At 62.5% G+C, this 26045-nt stretch carries 24 protein-coding genes; 10 read left to right on the plus strand and 14 right to left on the minus strand.

The genetic code is table 11. The features are described 5' to 3' along the window. Positions 1 to 31 precede the first annotated feature (31 nt). The 4 genes from aroC to ACFSUD_RS01820 all read left to right on the plus strand — a co-directional run bounded on the left by aroC (position 32) and on the right by ACFSUD_RS01820 (position 3811). Positions 32 to 1141, plus strand: coding sequence for a chorismate synthase (aroC, locus tag ACFSUD_RS01805; RefSeq protein WP_386370877.1), 1110 nt, complete (start codon positions 32 to 34; stop codon positions 1139 to 1141). Positions 1142 to 1152: 11 nt separating this feature from the next. Beyond that, positions 1153 to 2094 carry a DMT family transporter gene (locus ACFSUD_RS01810; RefSeq protein ID WP_386370879.1) on the plus strand — a complete coding sequence of 314 codons (942 nt, stop codon included), beginning with the start codon at positions 1153 to 1155 and terminating at the stop codon, positions 2092 to 2094. Positions 2095 to 2153: 59 nt separating this feature from the next. Further along, positions 2154 to 2759: a cob(I)yrinic acid a,c-diamide adenosyltransferase gene (gene cobO / locus ACFSUD_RS01815; protein WP_386370881.1), complete on the plus strand. Its 606-nt coding sequence runs from the start codon at positions 2154 to 2156 to the stop codon at positions 2757 to 2759. 350 nt (positions 2760 to 3109) lie between these two features. Further along, complete coding sequence (locus ACFSUD_RS01820) at positions 3110 to 3811, plus strand: phosphatase PAP2 family protein (protein ID WP_386370883.1); 702 nt, start codon at positions 3110 to 3112, stop codon at positions 3809 to 3811. Here ACFSUD_RS01820 and ACFSUD_RS01825 read toward each other — a convergent pair whose 3' ends face one another. Beyond that, a complete protein-coding gene (locus ACFSUD_RS01825; protein WP_386370885.1) occupies positions 3812 to 4681 on the minus strand; it encodes a branched-chain amino acid aminotransferase in 870 nt (289 codons plus the stop codon). Positions 4682 to 4845: 164 nt separating this feature from the next. Between ACFSUD_RS01825 and ACFSUD_RS01830 the strand changes: the two genes are divergently transcribed. The 5 genes from ACFSUD_RS01830 (at position 4846) to dxs (ending at position 9272) form a co-directional block, all read left to right on the plus strand. Beyond that, the gene (locus ACFSUD_RS01830) at positions 4846 to 5358 is read left to right on the plus strand and encodes a MarR family winged helix-turn-helix transcriptional regulator (protein ID WP_386370887.1); all 513 of its coding nucleotides are present in this window, start codon (positions 4846 to 4848) and stop codon (positions 5356 to 5358) included. Next, complete coding sequence (locus ACFSUD_RS01835) at positions 5355 to 6056, plus strand: response regulator (RefSeq protein ID WP_386370889.1); 702 nt, start codon at positions 5355 to 5357, stop codon at positions 6054 to 6056. The genes ACFSUD_RS01830 and ACFSUD_RS01835 overlap by 4 nt, the downstream gene beginning before the upstream one ends. Before the next feature lie 130 nt (positions 6057 to 6186). Then, a complete protein-coding gene (locus ACFSUD_RS01840) occupies positions 6187 to 6429 on the plus strand; it encodes an exodeoxyribonuclease VII small subunit (protein WP_386370891.1) in 243 nt (80 codons plus the stop codon). Then, complete coding sequence (locus tag ACFSUD_RS01845; protein ID WP_386370893.1) at positions 6383 to 7321, plus strand: polyprenyl synthetase family protein; 939 nt, start codon at positions 6383 to 6385, stop codon at positions 7319 to 7321. The genes ACFSUD_RS01840 and ACFSUD_RS01845 overlap by 47 nt, the downstream gene beginning before the upstream one ends. Positions 7322 to 7343: 22 nt before the next feature. After that, positions 7344 to 9272 (plus strand): 1-deoxy-D-xylulose-5-phosphate synthase, encoded by a 1929-nt coding sequence (gene dxs, locus ACFSUD_RS01850; protein ID WP_386370896.1) that lies wholly within the window; start codon positions 7344 to 7346, stop codon positions 9270 to 9272. Here the strand turns inward: dxs and ACFSUD_RS01855 are convergent, their stop codons facing one another. From ACFSUD_RS01855 to ACFSUD_RS01890, 8 genes are all read right to left on the minus strand, one after another. Continuing rightward, positions 9273 to 10073, minus strand: a complete 801-nt coding sequence (locus ACFSUD_RS01855) for an ion transporter (protein WP_386370898.1) — start codon at positions 10071 to 10073, stop codon at positions 9273 to 9275. A 69-nt stretch (positions 10074 to 10142) separates the two neighbouring features. Then, a complete protein-coding gene (locus ACFSUD_RS01860) occupies positions 10143 to 10727 on the minus strand; it encodes an exopolysaccharide biosynthesis protein (protein WP_386370900.1) in 585 nt (194 codons plus the stop codon). A gap of 24 nt (positions 10728 to 10751) precedes the next feature. After that, positions 10752 to 11606, minus strand: a complete 855-nt coding sequence (locus ACFSUD_RS01865) for an SDR family oxidoreductase (protein WP_386370902.1) — start codon at positions 11604 to 11606, stop codon at positions 10752 to 10754. A gap of 38 nt (positions 11607 to 11644) precedes the next feature. After that, positions 11645 to 12346 carry a YjbF family lipoprotein gene (locus ACFSUD_RS01870; RefSeq protein WP_386370904.1) on the minus strand — a complete coding sequence of 234 codons (702 nt, stop codon included), beginning with the start codon at positions 12344 to 12346 and terminating at the stop codon, positions 11645 to 11647. Beyond that, a complete protein-coding gene (locus ACFSUD_RS01875) occupies positions 12343 to 14490 on the minus strand; it encodes a YjbH domain-containing protein (RefSeq protein WP_386370906.1) in 2148 nt (715 codons plus the stop codon). The genes ACFSUD_RS01870 and ACFSUD_RS01875 overlap by 4 nt, the downstream gene beginning before the upstream one ends. Positions 14491 to 14652: 162 nt before the next feature. Next, a complete protein-coding gene (locus ACFSUD_RS01880; protein WP_386370908.1) occupies positions 14653 to 16533 on the minus strand; it encodes a polysaccharide biosynthesis protein in 1881 nt (626 codons plus the stop codon). Between the two features lie 187 nt (positions 16534 to 16720). Beyond that, positions 16721 to 17380 (minus strand): sugar transferase, encoded by a 660-nt coding sequence (locus ACFSUD_RS01885; RefSeq protein WP_386370910.1) that lies wholly within the window; start codon positions 17378 to 17380, stop codon positions 16721 to 16723. After that, a complete protein-coding gene (locus ACFSUD_RS01890) occupies positions 17377 to 18213 on the minus strand; it encodes an NAD-dependent epimerase/dehydratase family protein (RefSeq protein WP_386370912.1) in 837 nt (278 codons plus the stop codon). The genes ACFSUD_RS01885 and ACFSUD_RS01890 overlap by 4 nt, the downstream gene beginning before the upstream one ends. A 219-nt stretch (positions 18214 to 18432) precedes the next feature. Here ACFSUD_RS01890 and ACFSUD_RS01895 point away from each other — a divergent pair, with 219 nt between their 5' ends. Next, positions 18433 to 19551, plus strand: a complete 1119-nt coding sequence (locus ACFSUD_RS01895; protein ID WP_386370914.1) for a polysaccharide biosynthesis/export family protein — start codon at positions 18433 to 18435, stop codon at positions 19549 to 19551. Positions 19552 to 19570: 19 nt separating this feature from the next. Here ACFSUD_RS01895 and ACFSUD_RS01900 read toward each other — a convergent pair whose 3' ends face one another. The 5 genes from ACFSUD_RS01900 to ACFSUD_RS01920 all read right to left on the minus strand — a co-directional run bounded on the left by ACFSUD_RS01900 (position 19571) and on the right by ACFSUD_RS01920 (position 26041). Then, entirely contained in the window at positions 19571 to 20821 is a 1251-nt protein-coding gene (locus tag ACFSUD_RS01900) for a glycosyltransferase family 4 protein (RefSeq protein WP_386370916.1), read from the minus strand. A 71-nt stretch (positions 20822 to 20892) separates the two neighbouring features. Further along, positions 20893 to 21672 (minus strand): carnitinyl-CoA dehydratase, encoded by a 780-nt coding sequence (locus ACFSUD_RS01905; protein ID WP_386370918.1) that lies wholly within the window; start codon positions 21670 to 21672, stop codon positions 20893 to 20895. 12 nt (positions 21673 to 21684) lie between these two features. Then, complete coding sequence (locus ACFSUD_RS01910) at positions 21685 to 23700, minus strand: acetate--CoA ligase family protein (RefSeq protein ID WP_386370920.1); 2016 nt, start codon at positions 23698 to 23700, stop codon at positions 21685 to 21687. 286 nt (positions 23701 to 23986) lie between these two features. Continuing rightward, a complete protein-coding gene (locus ACFSUD_RS01915) occupies positions 23987 to 25147 on the minus strand; it encodes an acyl-CoA dehydrogenase family protein (protein WP_386370922.1) in 1161 nt (386 codons plus the stop codon). Positions 25148 to 25285: 138 nt separating this feature from the next. Continuing rightward, positions 25286 to 26041 carry a class II aldolase and adducin N-terminal domain-containing protein gene (locus ACFSUD_RS01920; protein ID WP_386370924.1) on the minus strand — a complete coding sequence of 252 codons (756 nt, stop codon included), beginning with the start codon at positions 26039 to 26041 and terminating at the stop codon, positions 25286 to 25288. Positions 26042 to 26045: the final 4 nt, after the last annotated feature.

The raw sequence follows: 26045 nt of genomic DNA on the forward strand, positions 1-26045 counted from the left end.
CGATATGCACAGGGCAACAGGAGTGCCGTTCATGTCGATCAACAGCTTTGGCCATCTATTCCGCGTTACAACATGGGGCGAAAGTCATGGCCCGGCGCTCGGCGCGACCGTCGATGGCTGCCCGCCGGGGGTGAAGATCGATGCCGAGATGCTTCAGCATTGGCTCGACAAGCGCAAACCGGGGCAGAACAAATACACGACACAGCGGCGCGAGGCCGACGCGGTGAAAATCCTGTCGGGCACGTTCGAGGGCGTCACCACCGGCACGCCGGTGCAGCTGATGATCGAGAATACCGATCAACGCAGCAAGGATTACGGCGACATCAAGGACAAGTTCCGCCCCGGTCACGCCGACATCACCTATTTCCAGAAATACGGCATCCGCGATTATCGCGGCGGCGGGCGCTCTTCGGCGCGCGAGACCGCCGCGCGCGTGGCAGCGGGCGGGCTGGCGCGGGAGGTGATCCGCGCCATGGCGCCGGAGGTCGAGATCACCGGCTACATGGTGCAGATGGGCCCCCACAAGATCGACCGCGACGCCTTTGACTGGGACGAGATCGCGCGCAATCCGTTCTGGGTGCCCGACGCGGGGGCGGCAAGCGAATGGGCCGACTATCTCGACGGGCTGCGCAAATCGGGCTCCTCCGTCGGCGCGATCATCGAAGTGGTGGCGCGGGGCGTGCCCGCCGGGATCGGTGCACCGGTCTATGGCAAGCTCGACACCGATCTCGCCGCGGCGATGATGAGCATCAATGCGGTCAAGGGCGTCGAGATCGGCGAAGGCATGTCCGCCGCGATGCTCACCGGTGAACTTAACGCAGACGAGATCAGCATGGGACCGGAGGGGCCGGTCTATTCCTCCAACCACGCGGGCGGCATTCTCGGCGGTATCAGCACCGGACAGGACATCGTCGTGCGTTTCGCAGTGAAGCCGACCTCGAGCATTCTGACCACCCGCAAGACCGTCACCAAGACCGGCGAAGACAGCGAGATCATTACCAAGGGCCGTCATGACCCCTGCGTCGGGATCCGTGCAGTGCCGGTTGGCGAAGCGATGATGGCCTGCGTGATCCTCGATCACATGTTGCTGCATCGTGGACAGGTCGGGCAGAACCGCGGACAGATCGGCCCGCAAGCGTGAGGCAGGTCTAGGTGGCAAAGGTCGAGGATTTCTCCGCCCGTCCGGCCCTCGGTGTCGGCCTCAAGGTCACGGCGATCCTGCTTTTCACGTTCATGTCGGCGATCATCAAGGCCACCGCAGATGAAGTGCCTCCCGGTGAGGCGGTGTTCTTCCGCTCCTTCTTCGCCATTCCGGTAATCCTGATCTGGCTCGCGCAGCGCGGGCAGCTTGCCTATGGGCTGAAAGCGAAGAACCCGATGGTCCATGTCTGGCGCGGGCTGTTCGGTACGACCGCAATGGGGCTGACCTTTGCCGGCCTGGGCCTGCTGCCCCTGCCCGAGGTCACAGCCATCGGCTTCGCCGCGCCGATCTTCACCGTGATCCTCGCCGCTGTCCTGCTGGGCGAGCAGATCAGGCTCGTCCGGGTGACCGCGGTGGCGCTCGGGCTGGTAGGCGTGATGATCATTCTCTGGCCGCGTTTCAGCGATATCGGCACGATGGAACAGACCGCGACGATCGGTGCCCTGCTGGTCCTGATGGCCACGATGATGCGCAGCCTCGTGCAAATCCACCTGCGCCAGATGGTGCAGAGCGAACATACCGCCGCCATCGTCTTCTATTTTTCCGTCACCGCCTCGCTGCTGGCGCTGTTGACCCTGCCCTTCGGCTGGGTCGTGCCAAGCTGGGAAACCGCGGCGCTGCTTGCGCTGGCCGGGTTGATCGGAGGGGTCGCGCAGATCCTGGTGACCTCCTCCTATCGTTTCGGCACGGTGTCGATGCTGGCACCCTATGATTACACTTCGATGCTCTTCGCCATAGTGATCGGGTATTTCTTTTTCTCCGAACTGCCGACGATGGTGATGCTCGCGGGAGCGCTGCTGGTCATCGCCGCCGGGGCGCTGGTGATCTGGCGGGAAAGCCAGCTCGGCATGGACCGGTCCAAGGCGCGATCGGTCACCGATCCGAAGGCCTGAGGCTTTACCTCGCCGCCCCAGCGCATATGGTGCGCAGAATTTTGGACAAGGAGAACCCCATGTCGGACGCAGACCAGGACGCCCACAAACAGAAGATGCAGGCCCGTCAGGCCGAGCAACGTGCGAAGGTCGCAGAGCTTCAGGATCCGGAGAAGGGGCTGGTGCTGGTCCATACCGGGGCGGGCAAGGGCAAATCCTCCAGCGCCTTCGGCGTGGTGATCCGCGCGCTTGGCTGGAAGCAGAAGGTCGGGGTGGTGCAATTCATCAAGGGCAAGTGGAAGACCGGCGAGCGGCTGTTCCTCGAAGACGTCGGCGGCGTCACCTGGCACACGATGGGCGATGGTTTCACATGGAACACTCAGGACAAGGAGCGCGACATCGCGGCTGCACAGGCCGCCTTCTCCAAGGCGCGCGAGATGATGCAGAGTGGCGAGTTCGACCTTGTGGTGCTCGACGAGATCAACATCGCCATGCGCTATGACTATGTCAGAGTGGCCGAGGTGATCGACGCGCTCGATGCGCGCGACAAGCGCACCGCAGTGATCCTGACCGGGCGCGATGCCAAGCCGGAACTGTGCGACTATGCCGATCTGGTCACCGAGATGTCAGAGGTGAAACATCCGTTCAAGGCCGGTATCAAGGCTCAGAAGGGTGTCGATTTCTGAAGCTTTTCACCGATAACACGCGCCATTCGGCTGAAGCATCGTTGCGGGACCGGCAGCGGCGGCGGCTTGGCGTCACCTCATGAGTTTATCCTGTGTCACAACGCGTCGAGGCGTCCCGCGGTCTCGGCGCGATCACACATCGAGGTTGTCTGTATCGGACAGCGGACCATTGAACCGACGTTCGCAAGGAAGCTTGAAGTACCGGTGAACTCTGCATAGCTCCCAGCAAAGTTCATGCCGCCCTCTGCAGTCTTTACTATTGTGGCGGAATCATGCCTCTATCACGTAGTTTGTTTTTTTTATTTTTCGACACGCGATTCTCAAACATTTTTTGAAACAAGGCTTCTTTCATGGACCTGGAGCTTCTTTCTTATCTGAACTCCCTGATTGGTCGTGTTCCCGAGTTTGATATTGCCTATAGAAGAATCTCATCCAATCCGGTGACCAAAGGCATCCCGATCATTGCGCTCCTGTGGTTTTTCTGGGGGCGCCGCAAAGAGGGGGCCTATGTCTACAGACCCCAGGTATTGTCGAGCATACTCATCGCAATGATTGCGCTGTTGGCAGGACGGCTCCTTGCCTTGACATTTCCTCACCGGTTGCGGCCACTGCATGACCCCGATGTCTCGATAATCTTGCCTGAATGGTTTTACGAGGACTTACTGGACGGCTGGAGCTCGATGCCCAGCGATCATGCGGTCTTCTACGCGGCATTATGCGTGTGTATTTTCTACATGAACCGGCTGGCTGGTGTCTTGGCGCTAATCTATTCTCTTGTGGTCGTGCTGGTGCCGAGGATCTTCTTCGGCCTGCACTGGCCCTCTGATATCGCCGTTGGCATTCTGATCGGCGGCGGGCTCGCCGCGATTGCCCATCCGGTATTCACAGGATGGGCAATCAGACAGCGCTGGATGGAACGAGTATATGACTACGAAGCGCTCTTCTATGTCGCTCTCTTTTTCGTCACCTTTCAGATGGCGACCATGTTCAATTCCGCGCGCGCCATGGCTTCGCTTGCGGCGAAAACAGCGCGCTATCTGACGGGTCTCTGATCAGCTGCGCACCAGCTTTTCGTAACTCTCCGCGATGTCGCGGGTCAGGGCCCCGACCTCGAAATTGTAATCGCCGATCTGTCCGACCGGGGTGACCTCCGCCGCGGTGCCGGTCAGCCAGCATTGCTCGAAGCCTTCCAGCTCCTCGGGCATGATGTGACGTTCGTGGACCTTGACCTGCTTCTCGCGCAGCATGCCGATCACCGTCTGGCGGGTAATCCCGTTAAGGAAGCAATCCGGGTCCGGCGTATGGACTTCGCCATCCTTGACGAAGAACATATTGGCGCCCGTCGCCTCGGCGACGTAGCCGCGGTAATCGAACATCATCGCATCCGAACAGCCCTTTGCCTCGGCGGCATGTTTGGACATCGTGCAGATCATGTAGAGCCCGGCAGCCTTGGCATGGCTCGGAATGGTTTCGGGGCTCGGGCGCTTCCATTTCGAGATGTCGAGCTTGGCGCCCTTCATCTTGGCGTCGCCGTAATAGGCCCCCCATTCCCAGGCAGCGATGGCAAGCCGCACCGGGTTGCGTGCCGAGGCGACACCCATGTCTTCTCCGACCCCGCGCCAGGCGATGGCGCGGACATATGCGTCCTTCAGCCCGGAAGCCGCGAGCACTTCGACCTTTGCCGCCTCGATTTCGTCGATCGTATAGGGGATCTCGAAATCGATCATCTCCGCGGAGCGCTTCAGCCGCTCGGAATGTTCGCGCGACTTGAAAATCTTGCCGCCATAGGCGCGCTCGCCCTCGAAGACAGCCGATGCATAATGCAGCGCGTGGGTCAGGATATGAATATTGGCATCGCGCCAATCGACCATCTTCCCATCCAGCCAGATATACCCGTCCCGATCATCATATGCGCCTGCCATGGTCTTTCCTTTCCACATCTCGCCTAATAATTTTGCGAATATTGCGCGACTCAAGTCCGGACTGGATATTTTGTTGCGCTAAACTCACGTTTCGTTATCCTTTCGCTCTTGGAATGTCAACAAGGCTGACGTAAACTCGCGAGAGGCAACCTGTGGGAATGATCATGACAGACGGGCGCGGCCCCTCAAGCATCAGCGGCGAAAGCCTGCTTTTCCTGACCGATGAGCAATTGCGTCAGGGTATCGAGGCAATGTTCTTCGCCTATCGCGGCTTCACGGCCGACCCCGACCGGATTCTCGACGAGCTGGCCTATGGCCGCGCGCATCATAGGGCGATCCACTTCATCAACCGGGCCCCGGGAACGACAGTGAACAACCTGCTGAACATTCTCGGGGTGACCAAACAATCACTGAACCGTGTGTTGCGCACCCTGATCAGCGATGGTCTGGTAGAGAGCAGGGTCGGCAAGAATGACAAGCGCGAACGCCATCTCTACCTGACCGAACAGGGAAAGCAGCTTGAACAGACTCTGTCCGACGCCCAACGCGCCCGGCTGCGCGCTGCGTTCCGCGATGCCGGGCCCGAGGCGGTCGCCGGGTTCAAGACCGTGCTCGAGGCGATGATGGACCCGGAAATGCGCCATAGTTTCATCAGGCTCAAGGATTCCAAGCCATGAGCGAACAGGACGCCCATCTGCTGATCGTGGATGACGATGAACGCATCCGCACGCTGCTGCAGAAATTCCTGATCCGTCACGGCTTCCTCGTCACCTCCGCGCGCGATGCACCGCATGCGCGACGGATATTGAAAGGGCTCGATTTCGACCTGATCGTGCTCGACGTGATGATGCCCGGCGAAGATGGGCTGGCGCTGACGCGATCGCTGCGCGAGACCATGCAAACACCGATCCTGCTGCTCACCGCCAAGGGCGAGACCGATAACCGGATCGAGGGACTCGAGGCGGGGGCGGACGATTACCTGCCGAAACCTTTCGAACCCAAGGAATTGCTGCTGCGCATCAACGCGATCCTGCGCCGGATGCCCGATACCAGCGTCGCCGATGCAACCCCCAAGGTATTGTCGCTGGGACCGATCCGATATGATCTGGAACGCGGCGAGATGTGGCAGGGGGATGAGCTGATCCGTCTCACCGCGACCGAAGTCCAGCTGATGAAGATCTTCGCTGCACAGCCCGATACCGCTTTGAGCCGCGCCAAGCTGGTCGAGGAACTGGGGCGCGACCGGGGTCAGGCGCAGGAACGCGCGGTCGATGTGCAGATCACCCGGCTGCGGCGTAAGATCGAGCATGATCCGAAACAGCCGCGCTACCTGCAGACGGTGCGCGGCGCCGGCTATATGCTGGCGCCTGACTGAGAGGTCGGACCGGGGGTTTCAGACCCCCAGACCCCCCTGAGGTATTTTTAGTCCGGAGAATCGGGGAGGCTGCTGGTCTTGGCCCGGCTGTCCCTTTATGGTCCCGGCAAAATTGATTTGCGAGGCAGATATGAGCGAGACTGCGGTGAACGAGATGAGTTTCGAGGCGGCGATGGCCGAGCTTGAAAAGGTGCTGGGGCAGCTCGAACGCGGCGATGTCGCGCTGGAGGAGAGCATCGCGCTCTATGAACGCGGAGCGCAGCTCAAGGCGCGCTGCGAGACCAAGCTGAAGGAAGCCGAGGAAAAGGTCGCGGCGATTACACTGGATGGTGACGGCAAACCGGTCGGCACGCGGCCGGTTGAAGGACTGTGAGCTGCGCGTGACAGCCGATCTGAAACCCAGATCCTTCGCAACCGCCCTGCACCATGCACAGGAGGTCGCGGCGAATGGCATCGCGCAGGCCCTCACCGGGGCAGAAGGGCCGGTCGCTGCGGCGATGCTCTATGCCACCCGTGGCGGCAAGGGGCTGCGGGCCTTTCTGGCGCTGGAAAGCGCGCGGCTGCATGGTTTCGACGCCGCGGCCGCGGCTCCGGCGGCGGCGGCGATCGAGGCGATGCATGGCTACTCCCTGATCCATGACGACCTGCCCTGTATGGATGACGATGATCTGCGGCGCGGCCAGCCATCGGTGCACCGCAGATGGGACGAGACGACGGCGGTGCTGTCCGGCGATGCCCTGCAAGCGCTGGCGTTCCAATTGATTGCCCAGGTCGGATGTCCGCCGCAGCAGCAGGTTTCGCTGGTGCTCAGCCTGGCGCAGGCAGCCGGAGTGCGTGGCATGGTTGGCGGTCAGGCGCTCGATATCGCGGCGGAATCCGCCGCCGAGCCCCTGACCCTCGCCGAAATTACCGGATTGCAATCTGGCAAGACCGGGGCCCTGATCGAGTGGGCGGCGAGTGTCGGGCCACGCATGGCCGGAGCGGATATCACCGCGCTGTCTCGCTATGCTGCCGACCTTGGCCTCGCTTTCCAGATCGCGGATGACATTCTCGATGTCGAGGGCGATGCGGCGGAAATGGGCAAGGCGGTCGGCAAGGACGATGCCGCCGGCAAGGCGACCTTCGTGTCACTGCTCGGGTTGGAGGCCGCCCGGCGCCGGGCCGGGGAACTGGCGGAATCCGCTTGCGACGCCCTATCTCCCTATGGAGAGGATGCCGCAACCTTGCGGGACGCTGCGCGCTTCGTTATTGCGCGACAGAATTGAGCCATCCTTGGAGGAGGCAGGAATGAGTAACACGCCCGAGACGCCGCTGCTCGACCAGATCCGGCGACCTGCCGACCTGAAGGGGCTTTCCGATGCTCAGCTCGAACAGCTGACGCGGGAATTGCGGGCGGAGACGATTTCGGCCGTCTCGGTTACCGGGGGGCATCTCGGCGCAGGGCTCGGCGTTGTCGAGCTGACCGTGGCTCTGCATGCGGTGTTCGACACGCCGCGCGACAAGATCATCTGGGATGTCGGGCATCAATGCTATCCCCACAAGATCCTGACCGAGCGGCGCGACCGGATTCGCACCTTGCGGATGAAGGACGGCTTGAGCGGTTTCACCAAGCGCAGCGAAAGCCCCTATGACCCGTTTGGCGCAGCGCATTCCTCGACCTCGATCAGCGCCGCGCTCGGCTTTGCCGTGGCTCGGGACCTCGGCGGCGATGTGCCGGAGGGGTTGGGCGATGCAATCGCGGTCATCGGCGACGGCTCGATGTCTGCGGGTATGGCCTATGAGGCGATGAACAATGCCGGGGCGCTGAACAAGCGGATGATCGTGATCCTCAACGACAACGAGATGTCGATCGCGCCGCCGGTCGGTGCCATGTCCTCCTATCTCAGCCGTCTTTATTCCGAGGCACCATTGCATGAGCTGAAGGCTGCCGCCAAAGGTGCTGTAAGTCTGCTGCCGGAGCCGTTTCGCGAAGGGGCCAAGCGCGCCAAGGAGATGCTCAAGGGCATGGCCGTGGGGGGCACCCTCTTTGAGCAGCTCGGCTTCTCCTATCTCGGCCCGATTGACGGTCATGATCTCGATCAGCTGCTGCCGGTGCTGCGCACCGTCAAGCAGCGCGCCACCGGCCCGATTCTGATTCATGTGCTGACCAAGAAGGGCAAGGGCTATGGTCCGGCCGAGCAGGCGCGGGACAAGGGTCATGCGACGGCCAAGTTCAACGTCGTGACCGGAGAGCAGAAGAAGGCACCGAGCAACGCGCCGAGCTATACCAGCGTCTTTGGCGACAGCCTGGTGGCCGAGGCGGCGGCGGATGAGAAGATCTGCGCTGTCACAGCGGCGATGCCCGACGGCACCGGGCTCAATCTGTTCGCCGAACGCTATCCGAGCCGTTGCTTTGACGTCGGTATCGCCGAGCAGCATGGCGTGACCTTCAGTGCGGCGCTGGCGGCGGGCGGGATGAAGCCCTTCTGCGCGATGTATTCGACCTTTCTGCAGCGCGGTTATGATCAGGTTGTGCATGACGTGGCAATTCAGCGCCTGCCGGTGCGTTTCGCCATCGACCGGGCCGGGCTGGTCGGCGCCGATGGCGCCACCCATGCCGGGGCTTTCGATGTGGCCTTCCTGGCCAATCTGCCCGGTTTCGTGGTGATGGCCGCTGCCGATGAGGCCGAGCTGCGCCATATGGTGGCGACGGCTGCGGCCTATGACGACGGCCCTATCGCCTTCCGCTATCCGCGGGGCGAGGGCAATGGTGTCGAGATGCCGGAGCGCGGCACGCCGCTGGAGATCGGCAAGGGACGGATCGTTGCACGCGGCAACAAGGTGGCGTTGCTGTCCTTCGGCACGCGGCTGGCCGAAACCCGCAAGGCCGCGGAAACGCTCGCTGCGAAGGGGATCACGCCTACCATCGCCGATGCCCGCTTCGCCAAACCGCTGGATCGCGATATGATCCTCGCCCTCGCTGCCGATCACGAGGCGCTGATAACCATCGAAGAGGGCGCGGTCGGTGGCTTCGGCAGCCATGTCGCGCAGCTGCTGGCCGAGGAAGGCGTGTTCGATGCCGGCCTGAAATTCCGCTCCATGGTCCTGCCCGACATCTTCATCGATCAGGCAAGCCCCGCCGACATGTACGAGACCGCCGGAATGGAAGCCGAGCAGATTGCCGCCAAGGTGCTCGATGTGCTTGGCATCGCCCAGATCGGCGCGCAGCGGGCCTGATCAGCCGCCGGAACCGGGACGGTCGCGCTGTTCCAGTACCTGTGCGAGCTGCGTCTCGATTCTGGACAGACGCTGGCTAACATCGTCGCGATAGGCGCCGGTTTCAGCATTGCTTTCCTCCTGATGCGCATCCTGCATTGAGTTCACGATCAGGCCGACCAGAAGGTTCACCACCGCAAAGGTGGTGATCATGATAAAGGGCACGAAGAACAGCCAAGCCAGCGGATAGACTTCCATCACCGGTCGGACGATCCCCATCGACCAGCTTTCGAGCGTCATGATCTGGAACAGCGAATAGGCCGAGCGCGCCAGCGTACCGAACCATTCGGGGAAATGCAGGCCGAAGAGCTTGGTGGCGATCACCGAGCCGATATAGAAAATCAGCGCCATCAGCAGGAAAACGGAGGCCATGCCCGGCAAGGCGGTGATGAAGCCCTCGACCACCCGGCGCAGCCGCGGTGCCGAGGACACCACCCGCAGAACCCGGAGGATTCGCAACGCCCGGAGCGCCGAAAAGCCCTGTGCCGCCGGCACAAGCGAGATGGCGACGATCACGAAGTCGAAGATGTTCCAGCCGTCCCGGAAGAAGCGCCCGCGATAGGCGAGGATCTTGGCCAGCAGTTCCACAACGAAAATCACCAGACAGAGTGCATCGAGCGCCAGGATCAGCCCCCCTGCCTGCGCCATCGCCTGCTTCGAGGTTTCGAGGCCGAGCAGGATCGCGTTGAAGACGATGACGCCGAGGATGAAATTGCGCACGCGGTCGGTTTCCAGGAAAGCCTGGAGATCTGCTCGCGTCATTCGCCGGTTTTCGCTTCTGATCATCCGCCCTATATGGCTGCGCCGGGGCCGCGCGGCAAGACGCCACGATCAGGTGAGCAGATAAACCCCGGGCACAAGCGTGATCAGGATGCAGATATAGCCGAGCAGCACATAAAGCCCGTCGCGGGTGAACAGGCCGAAGGCCAGCAGGAACACCGTCAGCGCGCCCACCGAGGTGACCATCGGCAATAATTCGAGCGCCGGCCAGGCCAGCGGAATGATCATGATCGCCAGCAGGGTCAGGAACCGCATCATGCCGGTGGCGAGCATACGCAGCCGCGGCCGGGTATGACGATCGACGAAGGCGGCAGGACGGCGCAACCAATGTGCCGATTTGCGCAGCCTCGGCCCTGCGACTTCGCGGCGCAGCAGGAAATCAGGGAGCCAGAGTCGCCGCTGCCCCCGCAACGCCTGCACCGCCAGAATCACGAGAGCCACCGCCGAGAGAGTAGGAACACCGGGAATGCCGGATATCGGCGAGATCAGGAGGAGGGCAATCAGCAGGATGAAAGGCGTGATCGCGCGGTCGCCGAATTCATCCAGAATATCGCTCATCGAAACCGTATCGTGCTCGGCGGCATGTTCCAACCGCTCCAGAAGATCGGTCAGGCTGCGGTCATTCTCTATCGCCATGCCCGCCCCTGCGTCCCTTCTGTGCTATGCGTCATTTTCCAGCATCGCCGACAATCCGCTTCGATAATCGGGATATTTCGGCTGCCAGCCCAACGCCGCCTTGGCGTGATCGTTCCGCACCTTCTTGCTTTCCGCATAAAAGCTGCGGGCCATCTCGGTCATCTCGGCATCCTCGAATGCGATCGCCGGGGGAAGCGGCAATCCAAGCAGCTCGGCAGCATGGCCGATCACATCCTGCGGCGGCGCCGGATCATCGTCGCAGAGGTTGTAGATTGCGCCCGGCTGCGGCCGCGCCAAAGACTTGTCGAGAGCCTGTGCGATATCCTCGACATGGATGCGTGAAAAGACCTGCCCCTGCTTAATGATACGCCGCGCCGTGCCCCGCCGCACCTTGGCGAATGGCCCCCGCCCCGGCCCGTAGATTCCGGCGAGCCGGAAGATATGCAGCGGCAGTTCCGGGATCGCCTGCCAGGCGGCCTCCGCCTCCACCCGCGCCTGCCCGCGCCTGGTCGCGGGGCGCAGCGGCGTTGTCTCGTCGACCCAGCCGCCCTGATGATCCCCGTAGACCCCGGTGGTCGAGAGATAGCCGACCCAACGCAAGCTCGGCGCCGCGGCTCGGATCTCGTTGCCGAGATCATGCAGCACCGGATCGCCCTGCGGCGCCGGTCCTGCGGAGATCAGCAGTTGCGGCGCCTCTCGCAGCCAGTCCCGCAGGTCACTGCCGGACCAGAGCAACGGCTCCACGCCGGTCGCGGCGATCTCTGCCAGCTTGTCGGGATTGCGCGTGGTGCCGATGATCCGCCAGCCCTTGGGCAGCAACCGTGTAGCCAGCGCGCGGGCGCTGTAGCCATGTCCGAAGGAGAGTAACGTCTTGTTCATCAGCGAATGGTACTTCTGCCGCAGGTGACGACAAGGGGCTAGCCTTTCAGGCGGCGCAGTTTCAGATAGCCGATATGCGGCCCGGCCCATTGACGCGACTGGTGCAGTTGGCCGCTGCCGATCTCGACCCAGTAATCATTGGTGAAGCTGAAATCGCGATAGTGGCAATTCTCGCGGATCCGTCGGGTCGGGATCTGCTGCCCGGCGATGGTGACGTCCTGGCGCCCGAGCTGCACCATCTCACAGGAGAAATGTACGTTCTGCGCCGAGCCGTCCAGACGGTCGATCACCAGAAGCCGCGCACCGCCGCCGCCTTCCCCGTCGAACCCGGCAACCGCCGTGCGAGCCTCCCCCGAGCGCAGGTCCCCGCCGAAACCCTTGGTTGCGACCAGCACGCCGTCGCGCAGGATCACATGGGCATCATCGGAGGATTTCCAGACCTCGACCACACCCGGCGTCACATCGCGCCGGATTTCGATCCGCTGAAGGAAATCCTGCAATCCGAGCCGCTCCGGTACCACTTCGAGCACCGCGCCGGGCGTCGCCGCAAGCAAGGCCGGGGTCACCTCGACCCTGATCTTTGCCGCATCCTTTGCCGGTCGCCCGGTCTGCAATGTCTGCAATACCGCGCTGCCGCCAACGGCCAGAGCGTTGATTTCGCGATCCTGGCTGCCGTCGCTGCTGCAACCGGCCAGAATGGCCGCCGCGAGAAGGGCGCAGGCCCTGGCGAAACCGGTCATTCCCATACTCTCGACCATTGCTCCTCGATCGCTTCGCGGTGCCCCGACCGCACCTGTTCATAGAGCCGCCCCGGGACGCTCAGCCGCGCACCGCCGTCGCGCTGGATGGGGCGGATCGTGGTATTGACCGTGCGTCTGGACGGCTCTCCCAGGAACCAGCTGATTGGCGCTTCCACGGTCAGCCCCTTGTCAAAGGAACCCTCACCGAATTCTGCCGAGGAAACATCCGTCAGGGTAAAGAAACCGCCTATCCGCCAACCACTGGCAAATTCGCGGCTCAGGCTCACCGTCGCGCCCTTGTCGCCTGCGAGATATTGCCCGACATCAAGCTGGCCGAGGAAGCCATTGTTGAATTCGTAATAGGCCGAGACATGACCGGTGACGACGTCGTAATCCTGAAACCCGAAGGCGCCGTCGAAGTCGCGTTTGCGGGCATAATTCGCCTCGACCCCCAGTGCCAGTCGGCTGGCCACCGGCTTCCACAACAGCTCGCCGGAGACTCCGCCGAACATGCGCTCAAGATAGCCGGATGTGAACCGCGCATAGGTGTCCTCGCCCGGTTTCCATTGCTTGGAGACATAGAGCGACTGCAAGGTCGTATCGCCGCCCCTTGCATAGAGCACGCCGTCGGTGCGCACGCGGGGCAACACGGAATTGCTCGTGCGCACGGAATCCGCGATATTGCCGAGAAGCCGGTGCCGCAACTTGCCGCCGATCAGCCAACCCGGTGCCGGGCGATAGCGCAGATCGAGCTGCACACCGCCGTCGGCCCGCACCGGCTCGTCCGGATCGAAATAGCTGGGCGAGACATAGGGCCCGAGCGACCATGCGAAATCCGGATAGAGATCATCATTATGGATCGCCCCGGTCAGGGTCGGCGCCACAGCGCCAATGCCGCTGACCGCCAACAGCGCTTCGGCAGCCTGCGGATCATATTCGAGCGCCTCAAGATCGGTGCGCCGGATCGTCACCGCCGATTGCGCCAGGTTGTCCTCTATGGGCACGATGCGGAAGGTCTCCACCGAGGCGGGCAGCACCTGCGCCAGGGACCGCGCCGCACGTCCTACCGCAACCGCTTCGGCCTGGTAACGCTCGTTGCGATAGCGCAGCTCCGCTTCGCTCGCCGAGACCCGCAGTGCGGACAGCGTCAGGCCGTGTTCCTGCAGCAGCGGGATCAGCTGATCACGCAGGCGCATCGGCGCGCTGTCGCTGGCCGCCCAGTCCGTGTCATAGGCCTCCGGGGTCGTCGCGCGGCTGGGGCGCTGCTTGACGGGCGTTGCGGGGGTCACGCGCAGTGGGGTCAGTGGTTTGCGCGGGTTGAACTGCAGTTGGACATTGAGGCCCAGCTCCGAACCATAGAGGTAATAGCCGCCCAGTCTGACACGGTCGGAATATTGATACTCGGCGCCGAAATTGAACCGCGACTTGCGGGTAAAGACGTCGCGATCCACGGTCTCTGCGACATAGGCATCCGAACTGTATTCGGCCTTCACCCCCCATTTGTCGTTGATCGCCCATTCGATCCCGGCGAAGGGCGCGGCCTGTCCCCGGAACCATTGATCAAAAGAGACCTTCCCCCCGTCGCCTCCCGGGCGGAAGCTCGGGCGGTCGCCGCCGAACGGTTCCCCGATACCGCCTTCGGAGCCGAGCCGTCCCCAGCCGAGACCGCCGGTAACGGTGATATCTCCAGGCAGGCCGCCGAGCCCGGAAAATCTCTTGCTCGCGACGATATATTCCCCGGCATAGATTCCCGTGCCGGCAAAGTCCTGCAACCCGACCGTCAATGCGGGCAGGTAGCGACTTTCGCGGTTGAGCAGGAAACGAACGTCGAAACTGCGGTCCCGATAGGTCTCAAACCCGTCGGAGTTCCAATCCTGTATCCCGACATAGCGGAAGCTGGCGGAAATCCGCGGGCTGGCCTGGAAGGTCAGCGTGTTGCGCGTGACGCCACCGAAATGAGAGATACCGATCGCGAGCTGCCCGTCGGGCAGCGCCGGGGCGCTTGGCATGTCGATCAAACCGGGGGAGCCGTAAAAATTGAGCGAAGGTCGATCGGCTGAGAGGAACAGGTCATGGCGGTCAGCGGCAAACGCAGGGGCCGGGACCAGCGCAAACAGCCCCAGTGACATTAAGGCCGGGCGCACGTTACCAGTCCAGCGCCTGTCAACTCGCCACATCATACCATCCCATTCCAGCGTCCCACATCAATCCCACTTCTGCCTATCCTGAAGGAGGAACGCAACTGCGCCCGTGCCGACTGTTGCATCGAGTTTCGCGTCACCTTGCACAGTGTCGAAAACCTGTTCTCACGAGGTCTTGAGCATAGGCATGCCATTCTCGAATCCCTCGACCCAGCGCTGCACCACCTCGCGCGCCATGTTCTCGTTGCTGGCCACGAAAGCTTCGCGCAATTGGCGCAGGGCGGCGGCGACCTCGATTTCAGACAGCGCGTCCTCGCGGGTCGAGAAGATCTTGGGGTGCCGCGTACCGATCAGATCGCCCGACAGGGTAAGCTCCTCGGTCAGCTTCTCGCCCGGGCGCAGGCCGGTGAATTCAATCTCGATATCGCCGTCAGGATGTTCTTCATCGCGCACCGTATAGCCTGCGCTTTCGATGACCTGACGCGCCAGCTGCAGGATCGGCACCGGCTTGCCCATATCAAGCACGAAGACTTCGCCCCCCTGGGCCATCGCCCCGGCCTGAAGCACCAGCCGCACTGCCTCCTGCACCGTCATGAAATAGCGTGCAACGGAGCGGTCGGTTACGGTGAGCGGCCCGCCGCGGCGCAGCTGATCCTGAAACAGCGGCACGACCGAGCCGGAAGAACCGAGCACATTGCCGAAACGCACCATCGAAAACACGGTATTCCGCGCCGCATCGGGACGCGCCATATCCTGCACCACCAGCTCCGCAAGCCGCTTGGACCCGCCCATTATATTAGTCGGGCGCACCGCCTTGTCCGAGGAGATCAGCATGAAACGCTCGACACCGGCCTTGGCGGCCTGCTGTGCCAGGGTCTGAGTGCCTAGCACGTTGTTGACCAGCCCGGCGAGGGGGTTGGCCTCGACCAGTGGCACGTGTTTATAGGCCGCCGCATGCAGCACGATCTGCACGTTGTTGTTTTCAATCACCTGACGTACCTGACGCGCATCGGTGATCGAACCGAGGATCGGGATGATCTCTATACCGGTCCCCTCGGCCAGTTGGCGTAATTCCATGTCGGCATTGTAGAGCGCCAGTTCACTGAGCTCGTAAAGCACCAGTCGCGCCGGGCCGCAGTCAAGAACTTGCCGACAAAGCTCCGAGCCGATGGAACCGCCGGCACCAGTCACGAGGACCGACTTGCCGCCATAGCTGCTGGCGCCGTCCTTGATCGCATGGGCGACCTCGTCGCGGTTGAGGAAGGATTGGGCCGAAACCGGCTTGAGCTTGTCGACCAGCTGCTCCTCGCCGATCAGCTGTGCGAAGGACGGCAGGGTCTGCACCTCGAGCCCCATCTTGACCAGCCGGCGCGCGATCTGTGCCTGTTTCGGCAGACTCAGCGAGGGTAGCGCGAGCAACACGCGGTCGATGTTCTTTTCCTCGACGATGTCGGCGATGTGCAGGGACGGATAAACGGGGAGCCGCGCCACATTCTGACCCTGCAAGCCCTTGTTGTCGTCAACGAAGGCGACGGGCTCGATATTCTCGTGATTGCGCAGCGCCGAGACGAGCTGCGAGCCGGTGGTGCCGGCACCGTAGATCAACACCCGGCAGCGGGATTTCGAACGGCGATAGATCCGCAGCACGACCTGCAGCAGCAGCGCCCGACTGATCACCACCAGCGAGAAGAATACCGCGCCGAACACCAGATGCACGCCAATCGGCAGGCCGAGATCGGCGATATAGGACAGCACGATTGCCGCAACGCTCAGGATCGTGGCGAAGACACCGGTGAGCCCGACCTCGGGCGTGTCATAGTCGTTGAGCCGGATCGCATCGATCCCGAGCCGCCGCGAGACGGCGATGCAGATGAGCAATAGATAGGGCAGGATGATCAGGTAGCGGCTCAGGTGATCGATCACGCCGCCCGACAGGCCAAGCGCTCCAAAGGCAAAGATCAGCGACGCCACCAGCAGCCCGCAATCGAGCATCAGCATGATCGTCCGTTTACGGCCCTTTGAGAGTGACTTGATCCAGTTGAGCATTAAGCGCTAATTACCTCATAGCTAAATCGGCACCAACCCGCTGTGATTTACGGGCTTAGGGTCAGATATGCGACCACGACGCCGGACCGGTGCCAATTCTCGACAATTCACTGCCTTTGAAAGACCTCGTGTCCTTAACGGATCAGCTCCCATTCTCACAGTGAAATGTTAACTGGTGCATCAACATTCATCTGTGGCGCGGGATTTTGGTCACTTTCCGCCGATCGCGACGCGCATTGCGGCCCCGAAACAGGTTTCCGATGGTCTGAAACACCAGATCGAAATCGTAGCAGGTGCTTTGATGACGCTGATAGATGAGATCGAGTCGGGCCTTGCGCGGGATACAAACCCGGCAATAGATATCGTCGGTCTCCTCGGGCGTCGCGCAGCGCGACAGCAGGCGCTCCTCGTGTTTGTGAAAACGAATGGTCGCAAGCCCCGTCACTCCCGGACGCGATTTCAGCACCTCGCGGTAAATATTGGGATAACGCTCGACATATTCCCGCAGGGGCGGTCGGGGCCCGACGAAGCTGAGATCGCCGCGCAGGAGGTTCCATAATTGCGGGAATTCATCGAGCCGCTTGGCCCGCAGCCAGGCGCCGGTCTTGGTGATACGCGTGGCCTTGTTGCCGCCCGAGACCCCCTGATCCTCATCGACGATCCGCATGGTGCGCAGCTTCCAGAGATTGAACGGCTGGTCCGGCCCCTTCATCCGTTCGGCAACGTAGAAGAGCGGCCGTCCCTCCTTGAAATAGAGCCAGATCAGCAGGCCAATCAGGATCGGACCGAGGATCACCACCAGCAGGCTGGTAAAAAACAGATCGAAGATGCGTTTGCGCCAGGTCATTCGGGGTCTCCCTGCTCCAATGCCGCGAAGGCCCGCCATTCCCCCACCAATCCGGCCGCCTCTCCACGCTCTGCGGCAACCCCTGTGAGCGCTTCGAGCCGCGCAGTGCTGAGGCGGACCTCGGCAATCGCCCCCGGTCCCGCAGGTCGCGGGGTCCAGGTCAGACCCGCCGCATCGAGAAGATCACCCATCTCCACACAGCCCGGTGCGCTGATATTCAGGATCTCCGGCGCGTCCGCGAGATGGGTAAGCTGATGCAGCAGGAGGGCCAGGCTTTCGGGCCCGATATAACTGCGCCGCGGCGTGCGGCCGTCGGGGAAACGGTCGAGCTGCATCTCGGGATGCCAATTCCCAAGAATTGCATCTGCCCCGGCGACATTGCCAATGCGCAGAATGGTAAGCGGCTGATCCAAGTCCCGGGCGGCACTCCGTGCCGCCTGCTCCATTGCCAACTTCGCCTTGCCGTAATCGGAAACCGGGGTGCAGGACAGCTCTTCCGAGCAAATCCCCGATGCATTTCCATAGACCGCCGCAGAAGAGGCAAGGAACACCCGCCCTACCCCTCCCCGGGCCGCTGCCTGAACGGCTGCCAATGCCAGATCGCGGTTCAATGAGAACAGATCGCCATCCTGCGCCGCCCGTATCGGCGTGACACCCGACAGGCAAATCAGCGCACGCGCGCCGCGCGCGGCATTATACAGCGCTTCGGGTTCCGACATGGGATCGAAGCGGACGAAACCCGGCAGGGCGCGACGTGAATGGCAGACGAGATCCCCGCGCTCCGGCCAGAAGCCGCACACCATCGCCCCCAGACGTCCCGATGCGCCCAGCACCAACGTTCTGTCGACAATATGGCCTATATCTGCCCGCCCCGTCACTGTTCCGCCGCCGAAATGATTGACCCGATCCGTCAAGCCATTATCCTGCGCGCCAGAGAATTCCAACCGGGGGCGGAAATATCATCCGCCATACTTCCACTTCTGCGCCGATTTGCGTAAACGGGCGGCAACCTCCCGGAAATGGGATCACCCAAAGAGAGCGGTCGTGCAGTCATGGGTCTTACTATCAGAAACGTTATCTGGGTCGTGCTGGCCCTGACCCTCGGCGCCTGCAGCAGCTTGCCGCGCGGTGCGGCGGTCGAGCGGGAAATTCTGCGCGGTGCCGATGACGCGGATGCTGATTTCGCCGTCTATCCCGTCACCCGCGCCTTTCTGCCCAGCGTCCGGGAATGGCCGGGCAACGGCGGGGCCGATCATGCCTGGATCGGTCGCAGCCAAGGCTCGAACGCGCAGATCATCCGCTCCGGTGACACGCTCAATCTGGCGATCTGGGACAGCAGCGAAAATTCGCTCCTGACCGCACCGGAACAACGCATGGCGCAGCTCAGCGGCGTGCGGGTCTCCGAAAGCGGCAGCATCTTCGTACCCTATGTCGGACGGCTCAACGTCGCCGGGCGTACGCCGGACAGCGCGCGCAGCCTTATCCAGCGGCGGCTCGAAGCGATTGTGCCCTCCGCGCAGGTGCAGCTCGCCATGGCCGAAGGGCGGGGCAATTCGGTCGATCTGGTCGGCGGCGTCACCGCGCCGGGCAATATCGTCATGCCCGACAATAACTTCACCGTGCTGGCCGCGATCTCGGCCGGTGGCGGGGTACGTGACTCGCTGCAGAACCCGCAGGTGAAACTGGTCCGTGGCAGCCAGATCTACACTACATCCGTCGAACGGCTCTATGAAAACCCGAGTCTCGACACACGTCTGCGCGGCGGCGACAAGGTGATCGTCGAGGCCGACCGACGCTACTTCCTCTCGCTCGGCGCCGCCGGTAGCGAAGCGCAGTTCCCCTTCAACCGTGACGAAGTCTCTGCGCTAGATGCGCTGGCGATCATCGGCGGGGTGAACGAAGGCCGGGCCGACCCGCAGGGCATCCTGATCCTGCGCGAATACCCGGCCAGCGCGGTCCGTCCCGGCATCCGCGGCCCGCGTCAGCAGAGGGTCGTTTTCACCCTCGATCTGACGACATCCGACGGCCTTTTCTCCGCCCGCAACTTCCTGATTCAATCCGGAGATCTGGTACTGGCGACCGAAAGCCCGGTCACCTCCGCACGTACCATTCTGGGACTGATCGGCGCTGGCTTCGGACTGGTCAACACGGCCAACAGGGTGACCAACTAGACCCTGTGCCCCCACAGGCTTATGGCAGGGCGATCCGCTTGTCCTGCTGCACCAGCGCGTTGATACGTGCCAAATGTTCGGGCAGACATTTGCCGAGGAAATCATAGGTTTCCACGACATGTTTGCGCGCCGCCGGACCAAGATGCGCGTAGGCTCCCGGCCGCGCCAGCACATCGACCACCTGCTCGGCCAGCGCCTGCGGATTGAAGAAATCGACCAGCAGCCCGGTCTCCCCATGACTGAGCGCCTCGCGTACCGGTGCCACGTCGGACGCCACGATCGTGGCACCCATCGACATCGATTCCAGCAGTGACCAGGACAGCACGAAGGGCATGGTCAGATAGATGTGACAGCGGCTGATCTGCACGAGTTTCTGATAGTCAGGATAGGGCACCTGCCCGAGAAAATGCACCCGCTCCCAATCGACATTCCTGCCGACCTCGGCCTCCATCTCGGCCCGCAACCCGCCGGGATTGCTGCTCTTGCCGCCGTAGGAAACATCATTGCCCCCAACCACCAGAACGCGGGCCCCGGGCCGCTCCTTCAGGATCCGCGGCAGCGCGCGCATGAATATGTGAAATCCCCTGGTTCGCTCGAGATTGCGCGCCACATATGTAACGATCTCGTCCTCCCGCGTCAGGGGACGCGAAAGCCGCCCGAGCGACAGGCTGACCTCCGGATCGGGCATGAGCAAATCCGTGCGGATACCATCGTGACAGACGTAGAGCTTGTCATGGAACCGCGCCGGAAAGCGATCCCGCTGCCACCGGGTCGGCGCGAGCCCGAGATCCACATTCTCGATATTCGCCAGCGGTACCGCATTGCGCGCCTCAAGCAGGAAGGGCGCATGATCGCTCACCGGTTCCTCAGGGTCGAAACCAACCGGCCCACCGCTGGCGCTGTAGTAATATTCGAAAAAGCCAATGATCGGCACATCCGGCCAGACCTGCTTGAAAAAGGTCAATTCGCCCCAGCCGACATGGCCGATTACGATATCCGGGCGGAAACCCTCCTCGCGCTCGAGCTTGCGCGCTGCCATCGCCGCTCCAAATCCGTTGCCGGTGGCCTCCTCCCAGGCTTTCGACAATCCATAGGCATCCTTGGCGGGCCGGTGATGTGGCTGATAAATACGGGTTTCGACCCCGGCGAACCGTGGCGGCTGGCGGCGCTGGGTCAGGAAATAGATCCGATGCCCGCCCTGCGCCGCCAGCCATTGCACCAGTTCACGGTATTGGCCGGGCATGTTCTGATGTACGAAGAGAATGTTCATCCGCGGATACCTGAAAACAAATCAACAGGATCCAGATAACCGCAGCGCACGTCTCTTGGCAAATGGCCCTGCTATTTGCCTTTCCAGACCGGGTCGCGTTTCTCGGCAAAGGCTCGGGCACCCTCGAGTTGATCCTCCGAGGAATAAAGCACATCGACACTGCGCAGCTGACGCTGGGTGACCCGGTTCATCGCGTCCTGAAACTTTGAATCCTCCGCATCGCGCACCACCTCCTTGATCGCCGCATAGACCAGCGGCGGCCCCGAGGCGAGCAGCCGCGCCAGCTCCCAGGCCCGGTCCATCAGCCGATTCGCAGGCACGATCTCATTCACCAGCCCCCAACCTTTGCCCTCTTCGGCGTCGAACCAGCGACCGGTCAGCAGCAGCTCCATCGCGATATGATAGGGAATGCGTTTGGGCAGCTTGATCGAAGCGGCATCTGCCACGGTGCCGGATCGTATCTCCGGCAGCGCGAAAGTGGCATGTTCCGCTGCCAGGATCATATCCGCCGAAATCGCGAGTTCCAGCCCGCCGCCGCAGGCGATCCCGTTTACCGCGGCAATGACCGGCTTGTTGAGATCGCGCAGCTCCTGCAGCCCGCCAAAGCCGCCGACACCGTAATTGCCATCCACAGCGTCGCCCTCGGCAGCGGCCTTGAGATCCCAGCCGGGGCAGAAAAACTTCTCGCCCGCTCCGGTGATTATCGCCACCCGCAGGGACGGATCGTCGCGGAATTCGGCAAAGACCTCGCCCATGCGACGCGAGGTGACCAGGTCGATGGCATTGGCCTTCGGCCGATCCAGTGTGACTTCGAGAACGCCATCTTCGGCGCGGGTCTTGATCGGGTCCATAATGGCTCTCCTTCAGGCTTTTCTGATCAACGCATCGGCGGCGACGGCGCGCACCGGCGTGCAGATGAGCGGATTGATCTCAACCTCGCTGATGCTGTCCTGATGCGCAATCACATAGGCCTGGACCGCCAGAACAGCCGAGCAGATCGCGGCTCGGTCAACGCCGGGCTTGCCACGATATCCGTGCAGCAATGGCGCGATGCGCAGTCTATCGAGCGCGCGTTCGATATCCTCCGGCCGCACCGGCAGCAACAGGGAGACCGTGTCACACCAAAGCTCGGTCAGCACCCCCCCGGCCCCCAGGGTCAGCACGAATCCATGCGCAGGATCGCGGGTCACTCCGATCAGCAGTTCAGCCATACCATCCTGCACCATCTCCTCGACCAGATAGTCAGCGGCCTGCATCTGCCGCGCCGCTGACGCAATCTCGTCGGCCTTCAGCCCGAGACGCACCGCGCCAGCCTCCGATTTATGGGCAAACCCCATGCCCTTGAGCACCAGGGGCGGTCGCAGATCCCGCGCCGCGATTGCGGCATCACTTGCCGAAGCTGCCTGCCGCGCCCGCGGAATATCGAGGCCGAAAATTTGCAGGGCACACTTCGCCTCCCCTTCGCTGATCATCTCCGCACCGCCTGAAGCGCCGGGGAGGAGAGGCGGTTCGGGGTCCGGCAGCCCGGCAGAGCTTGCCGCCTCCGCCGCAGCGATGGCCTCGCTCAAGCCGCATAGCGGCGTCACGCCCCCCGCCATGAGCCGCGCGGCAACCTCGGGGGGCATCAATTCCGGCAGGGTGGCGACAACCGCCACCGGCCGTCCGCTGCGCGCGCGCACCGTCAAGGCCGCCTGCGTGGCACATTCCCAATCGCTCGCATCCGTGTGAGGATAATCTACGATCAACAGCGTCAATCCGATATGCGCGGCCGCCATCGGCTCCCAGGCGCGCGCCATCTTTTCCGCGTCGCGCCAGATATAGGTGTGATAATCCAGAGGATTGGACAGCGCGACCATCGGACCCAAGGCCTCAGCAAGCGCGCTGCGCTGTGTTTCCGTGAGAGGCGGGAAATCGATCGCACGTCCATGGGCGCTATCCGCCGCAAGGCTCGCCTCGCCGCCCGAACAACTGACCGAGGACAAAGAACTTGACGAAAGTCGACCATTGCAATGAAGCAGCTTCAACGTCTCCAAGAAAACGGAAAGATCGGCCACCCGCGCAATGCCCAAACGCGCCAGCAAGGCTGCGGCCCCGGCATCACTGCCGGCCAGCGACGCGGTATGGGAGACGGTCGCTTGCTGGGCCTGATCGGACGCACCGACCTTCAGCGCGATCAAAGGCACATTGCGCGCCGCTGCCTTTAGGGCCAGGGCGTGCCAGGTGCCCGTGTCCGAAAACCCCTCGACATGCAGCCCGATGGCAGTCACCCGCGGGTCATCGAGCAGCGCCCTAGCAATCTCGGCCTGGCCGGTCTGAGCCATGTTGCCGCAGGTCACCACATAGGCGATCGGCAAGCTGCGCTGCTGCATTGACAGGTTGATGGCAATATTGGAGGATTGCGTGAGGATCGCCACGCCGCACTCGACGCCGGTGCAGCCATGCTGGTCCGGCCAGAGCAATGCTCCGTCAAGGGCATTGATGAATCCGTAGCAATTCGGCCCCAGTACCGGCATCGCACCCGCAGCCCTGACGAGCCGGGCCTGGAGATCCTGTCCTTCCGCATCCTCCGCCGCCGCCTCGGCAAATCCGGAGGCGAAACAAACGGCGCCCCCCGCGCCCATCTGCGCCAAGATCGAGACGATCTCGACGCTGGCAAAACGATTGACCCCGATGAATACCGCATCGGGCACCTCCGGCAGATCTGCCAGCGACGTAACGGCGGTCACCCCGTCAACCTCGATCCCCTTGGGATGCACGAGATGAATGGAACCGGAAAACCCCATGCGCCGTGATTGACGAATGATCTGGGTACACCATGCCCCGCCGCCGATCACCGCGATGGAGCGGGGGCGCAACAATCTCGAAAGATCACGCTGCATGGACAATGTCCCGCCGAAAGAGAATTCGAGCCTCCGGCGGAGGTATTTCCGGCCAGGAGAAGCCAAGAGATCCGGCAGGAATCCTCCCCTTGCCGCATGTCCCAAGCAAGGGGCTTCTTCGGGTGCGGTCATCGGCGCCTCCGCCTGTACCGCCTCTGTAGGCTAGCTGTGTCATGATGAACGAACCCTAAACATCTGCGTCACTCGGCTTCTTTGGGTTTCAAATACCTCGGGGGACGTCGCGCCTGCGCGACGGGGGCTGGCCCCCTCTTTCTCAGGCCCGCCGTCAGGCGCCCAGCGCGCGCAGCATTTCACGGCTGATGATATGGCGCTGGATTTCGCTGGTCCCGTCCCAGATCCGTTCGACCCGCGCATCGCGCCAGAATCTTTCCAGCGGATAATCATCCATCAGCCCCATGCCGCCATGCAACTGGATCGCCGCATCGGTAACCCTAGCGAGCATCTCGGACGCGTAGAGCTTGGCGCTGGCAATCTCGCGATTGGCGGGCAGATCCTTGTCGAGCCGGTCGGCGGCGGCAAGTGTCAGGAGGTCCGCCGCATCGATCTCCGTGATCATGTCGGCGAGTTGAAAGCTCACCCCCTGGAACTTGCCGATCTTCTGCCCGAATTGTTCGCGCGTTGCGGCGTAATCGAGGGCATAGTCAAAGACCCGGCGTGCGCGCCCCACCGACATTGTCGCCACGGTGATCCGCGTGGCATAGAGCCAGGTATTCATTACTTCAAAGCCACCATCGACTGCTCCGAGCACCTGCGCATCCGGCAGGCGACAATCGTCGAAATCGAGGATCATGTTCTTGTATCCCCGGTGGCTGACCGATTTGTAGCCCTCCCGGATCGTGAAACCCGGCGTATCCCGGTCAACAAGGAAAGCCGTGATCCGCTTTTTCGGTCCTTTCGGCGTCTCGTCTTCGCCGGTGGCAAGAAAGACGATGATGAAATCGGCGTGATCGGCGCCCGAGATGAAATGCTTGGTGCCATTGACCACCCAGTCGCCGCCGTCGCGCACGGCGGCGCATTTCATGCCGCGCACGTCCGAGCCGGCGCCGGGCTCGGTCATTGCCAGCGCGTCCATCCGCTCACCGCGGACCGTCGGCATCAGGTAGCGCTCCACCTGCTCGCCCTCGCAAGCCATCAGAATGTTCTGCGGTCGGCCAAAGAAGTGATTCAGCGCCATCGAGCCGCGTCCCAGCTCGCGTTCGACCAGCGCAAACTCCAGATGGTTGAGACCGGCGCAGCCGACGCTCTCGGGGAAATTGCAGGCGTAAAACCCCAACTCCAGCGTCTTGCGCCTGATCTCGTCCGCGATCTCCCGCGGCACTTCGCCGGTACGCTCCACCAGTTCTTCGTGAGGATAGATCTCCTTTTCGACAAAGCTGCGCACCGTATCGGCGATCATGTGATTTTCTTCGGTGAGGCCGTAATGCATGCGATGTCTTTCTTCTCTTCAGACGCCCTTCAGCGTCACTGTTCCTTGGAATTCGTCACCGGGATCGGGTTACCGCCGTGCCAAACACGGGCCGACACTCAATCGGACAATATAACCGTGTCGAACCGGTCGGGCGGCTCAAGTTGCGTAGTCGGAGGCTTCGCTGTCGAGGATCGCCTTCAACTCCGCCAGATGCCGCGCATCCTGTTCGGGATAGGCCTCCAGCTCGCGGGCGGTCTTCTCGGCAATGTCATCGGGGATGCGGCGCAGGGGCAGGCCGGTCTGCAGTGCCTTGATATAGGTTTCGGCCGCACGTTCGAAATAATAGAGCCTGTTGAACGTCTCCGCGACCGTCTCCCCGATCACCATTACCCCGTGACCGCCCATCACCATGACCTTCTGCCTGGGATCATGCAGCAACGCCGCACAGCGCGCGCCTTCCTCCTCGAAGGCCAGGCCACCGTAATCCTCGTCGATCACCACTCGGTCGTAAAAGGTGCAGCTGTTCTGGTCGATCGGTGGCAGGCGGCTGTCCTGCAAGCAGGCCAGTACCGTCGCGTAGATCGAATGCACATGCATGACGCAGCGGGCGTGAGGGCAAAGGCGATGCACGCCGCCATGCAGGCCCCAGGCCGTCGGATCCGGAGCGTTCGGCCCCTCGAGCGTCTCGGGGTCGTTGGCATCCACAACCAGCAGGTCACTTGCCTTGACGCGGGAGAAATGCACCTGATTGGGGTTCATCAGGAAGCGCGTGCCTTCCTCGTTGATCGCCAGCGAGAAATGATTGGCCACTGCTTCATGCATGTCGAGCCGCGCGGTCCAGCGGAAGGCCGCGGCAAGATCGACCCGCTCCTGCCAATGCTCCATGTTCTGCCGCAGATTGGTGACGCTCATGTGA

Source organism: Sulfitobacter aestuarii, from assembly GCF_042685005.1.
In the GTDB taxonomy this organism is placed as follows: Bacteria; Pseudomonadota; Alphaproteobacteria; order Rhodobacterales; family Rhodobacteraceae; genus Sulfitobacter; species Sulfitobacter aestuarii.

What these genes read in the sequence shown, in the direction of transcription:
- ACFSUD_RS01915 (WP_386370922.1), bottom strand. Translation starts at nt 25,147, where the DNA reads ATGCATTACGGCCTCACCGAAGAAAATCACATGATCGCCGATACGGTG.
- dxs (WP_386370896.1), top strand. Translation starts at nt 7,344, where the DNA reads ATGAGTAACACGCCCGAGACGCCGCTGCTCGACCAGATCCGGCGACCT.
- ACFSUD_RS01920 (WP_386370924.1), bottom strand. Translation starts at nt 26,041, where the DNA reads ATGAGCGTCACCAATCTGCGGCAGAACATGGAGCATTGGCAGGAGCGG.
- ACFSUD_RS01865 (WP_386370902.1), bottom strand. Translation starts at nt 11,606, where the DNA reads ATGAACAAGACGTTACTCTCCTTCGGACATGGCTACAGCGCCCGCGCG.
- ACFSUD_RS01840 (WP_386370891.1), top strand. Translation starts at nt 6,187, where the DNA reads ATGAGCGAGACTGCGGTGAACGAGATGAGTTTCGAGGCGGCGATGGCC.
- ACFSUD_RS01830 (WP_386370887.1), top strand. Translation starts at nt 4,846, where the DNA reads ATGACAGACGGGCGCGGCCCCTCAAGCATCAGCGGCGAAAGCCTGCTT.
- ACFSUD_RS01900 (WP_386370916.1), bottom strand. Translation starts at nt 20,821, where the DNA reads ATGAACATTCTCTTCGTACATCAGAACATGCCCGGCCAATACCGTGAA.
- aroC (WP_386370877.1), top strand. Translation starts at nt 32, where the DNA reads ATGTCGATCAACAGCTTTGGCCATCTATTCCGCGTTACAACATGGGGC.
- ACFSUD_RS01860 (WP_386370900.1), bottom strand. Translation starts at nt 10,727, where the DNA reads ATGGCGATAGAGAATGACCGCAGCCTGACCGATCTTCTGGAGCGGTTG.
- ACFSUD_RS01880 (WP_386370908.1), bottom strand. Translation starts at nt 16,533, where the DNA reads ATGCTCAACTGGATCAAGTCACTCTCAAAGGGCCGTAAACGGACGATC.
- ACFSUD_RS01905 (WP_386370918.1), bottom strand. Translation starts at nt 21,672, where the DNA reads ATGGACCCGATCAAGACCCGCGCCGAAGATGGCGTTCTCGAAGTCACA.
- ACFSUD_RS01855 (WP_386370898.1), bottom strand. Translation starts at nt 10,073, where the DNA reads ATGACGCGAGCAGATCTCCAGGCTTTCCTGGAAACCGACCGCGTGCGC.
- ACFSUD_RS01845 (WP_386370893.1), top strand. Translation starts at nt 6,383, where the DNA reads ATGGTGACGGCAAACCGGTCGGCACGCGGCCGGTTGAAGGACTGTGAG.
- ACFSUD_RS01910 (WP_386370920.1), bottom strand. Translation starts at nt 23,700, where the DNA reads ATGCAGCGTGATCTTTCGAGATTGTTGCGCCCCCGCTCCATCGCGGTG.
- ACFSUD_RS01885 (WP_386370910.1), bottom strand. Translation starts at nt 17,380, where the DNA reads ATGACCTGGCGCAAACGCATCTTCGATCTGTTTTTTACCAGCCTGCTG.
- ACFSUD_RS01895 (WP_386370914.1), top strand. Translation starts at nt 18,433, where the DNA reads ATGGGTCTTACTATCAGAAACGTTATCTGGGTCGTGCTGGCCCTGACC.
- ACFSUD_RS01825 (WP_386370885.1), bottom strand. Translation starts at nt 4,681, where the DNA reads ATGGCAGGCGCATATGATGATCGGGACGGGTATATCTGGCTGGATGGG.
- ACFSUD_RS01820 (WP_386370883.1), top strand. Translation starts at nt 3,110, where the DNA reads ATGGACCTGGAGCTTCTTTCTTATCTGAACTCCCTGATTGGTCGTGTT.
- ACFSUD_RS01835 (WP_386370889.1), top strand. Translation starts at nt 5,355, where the DNA reads ATGAGCGAACAGGACGCCCATCTGCTGATCGTGGATGACGATGAACGC.
- cobO (WP_386370881.1), top strand. Translation starts at nt 2,154, where the DNA reads ATGTCGGACGCAGACCAGGACGCCCACAAACAGAAGATGCAGGCCCGT.
- ACFSUD_RS01870 (WP_386370904.1), bottom strand. Translation starts at nt 12,346, where the DNA reads ATGACCGGTTTCGCCAGGGCCTGCGCCCTTCTCGCGGCGGCCATTCTG.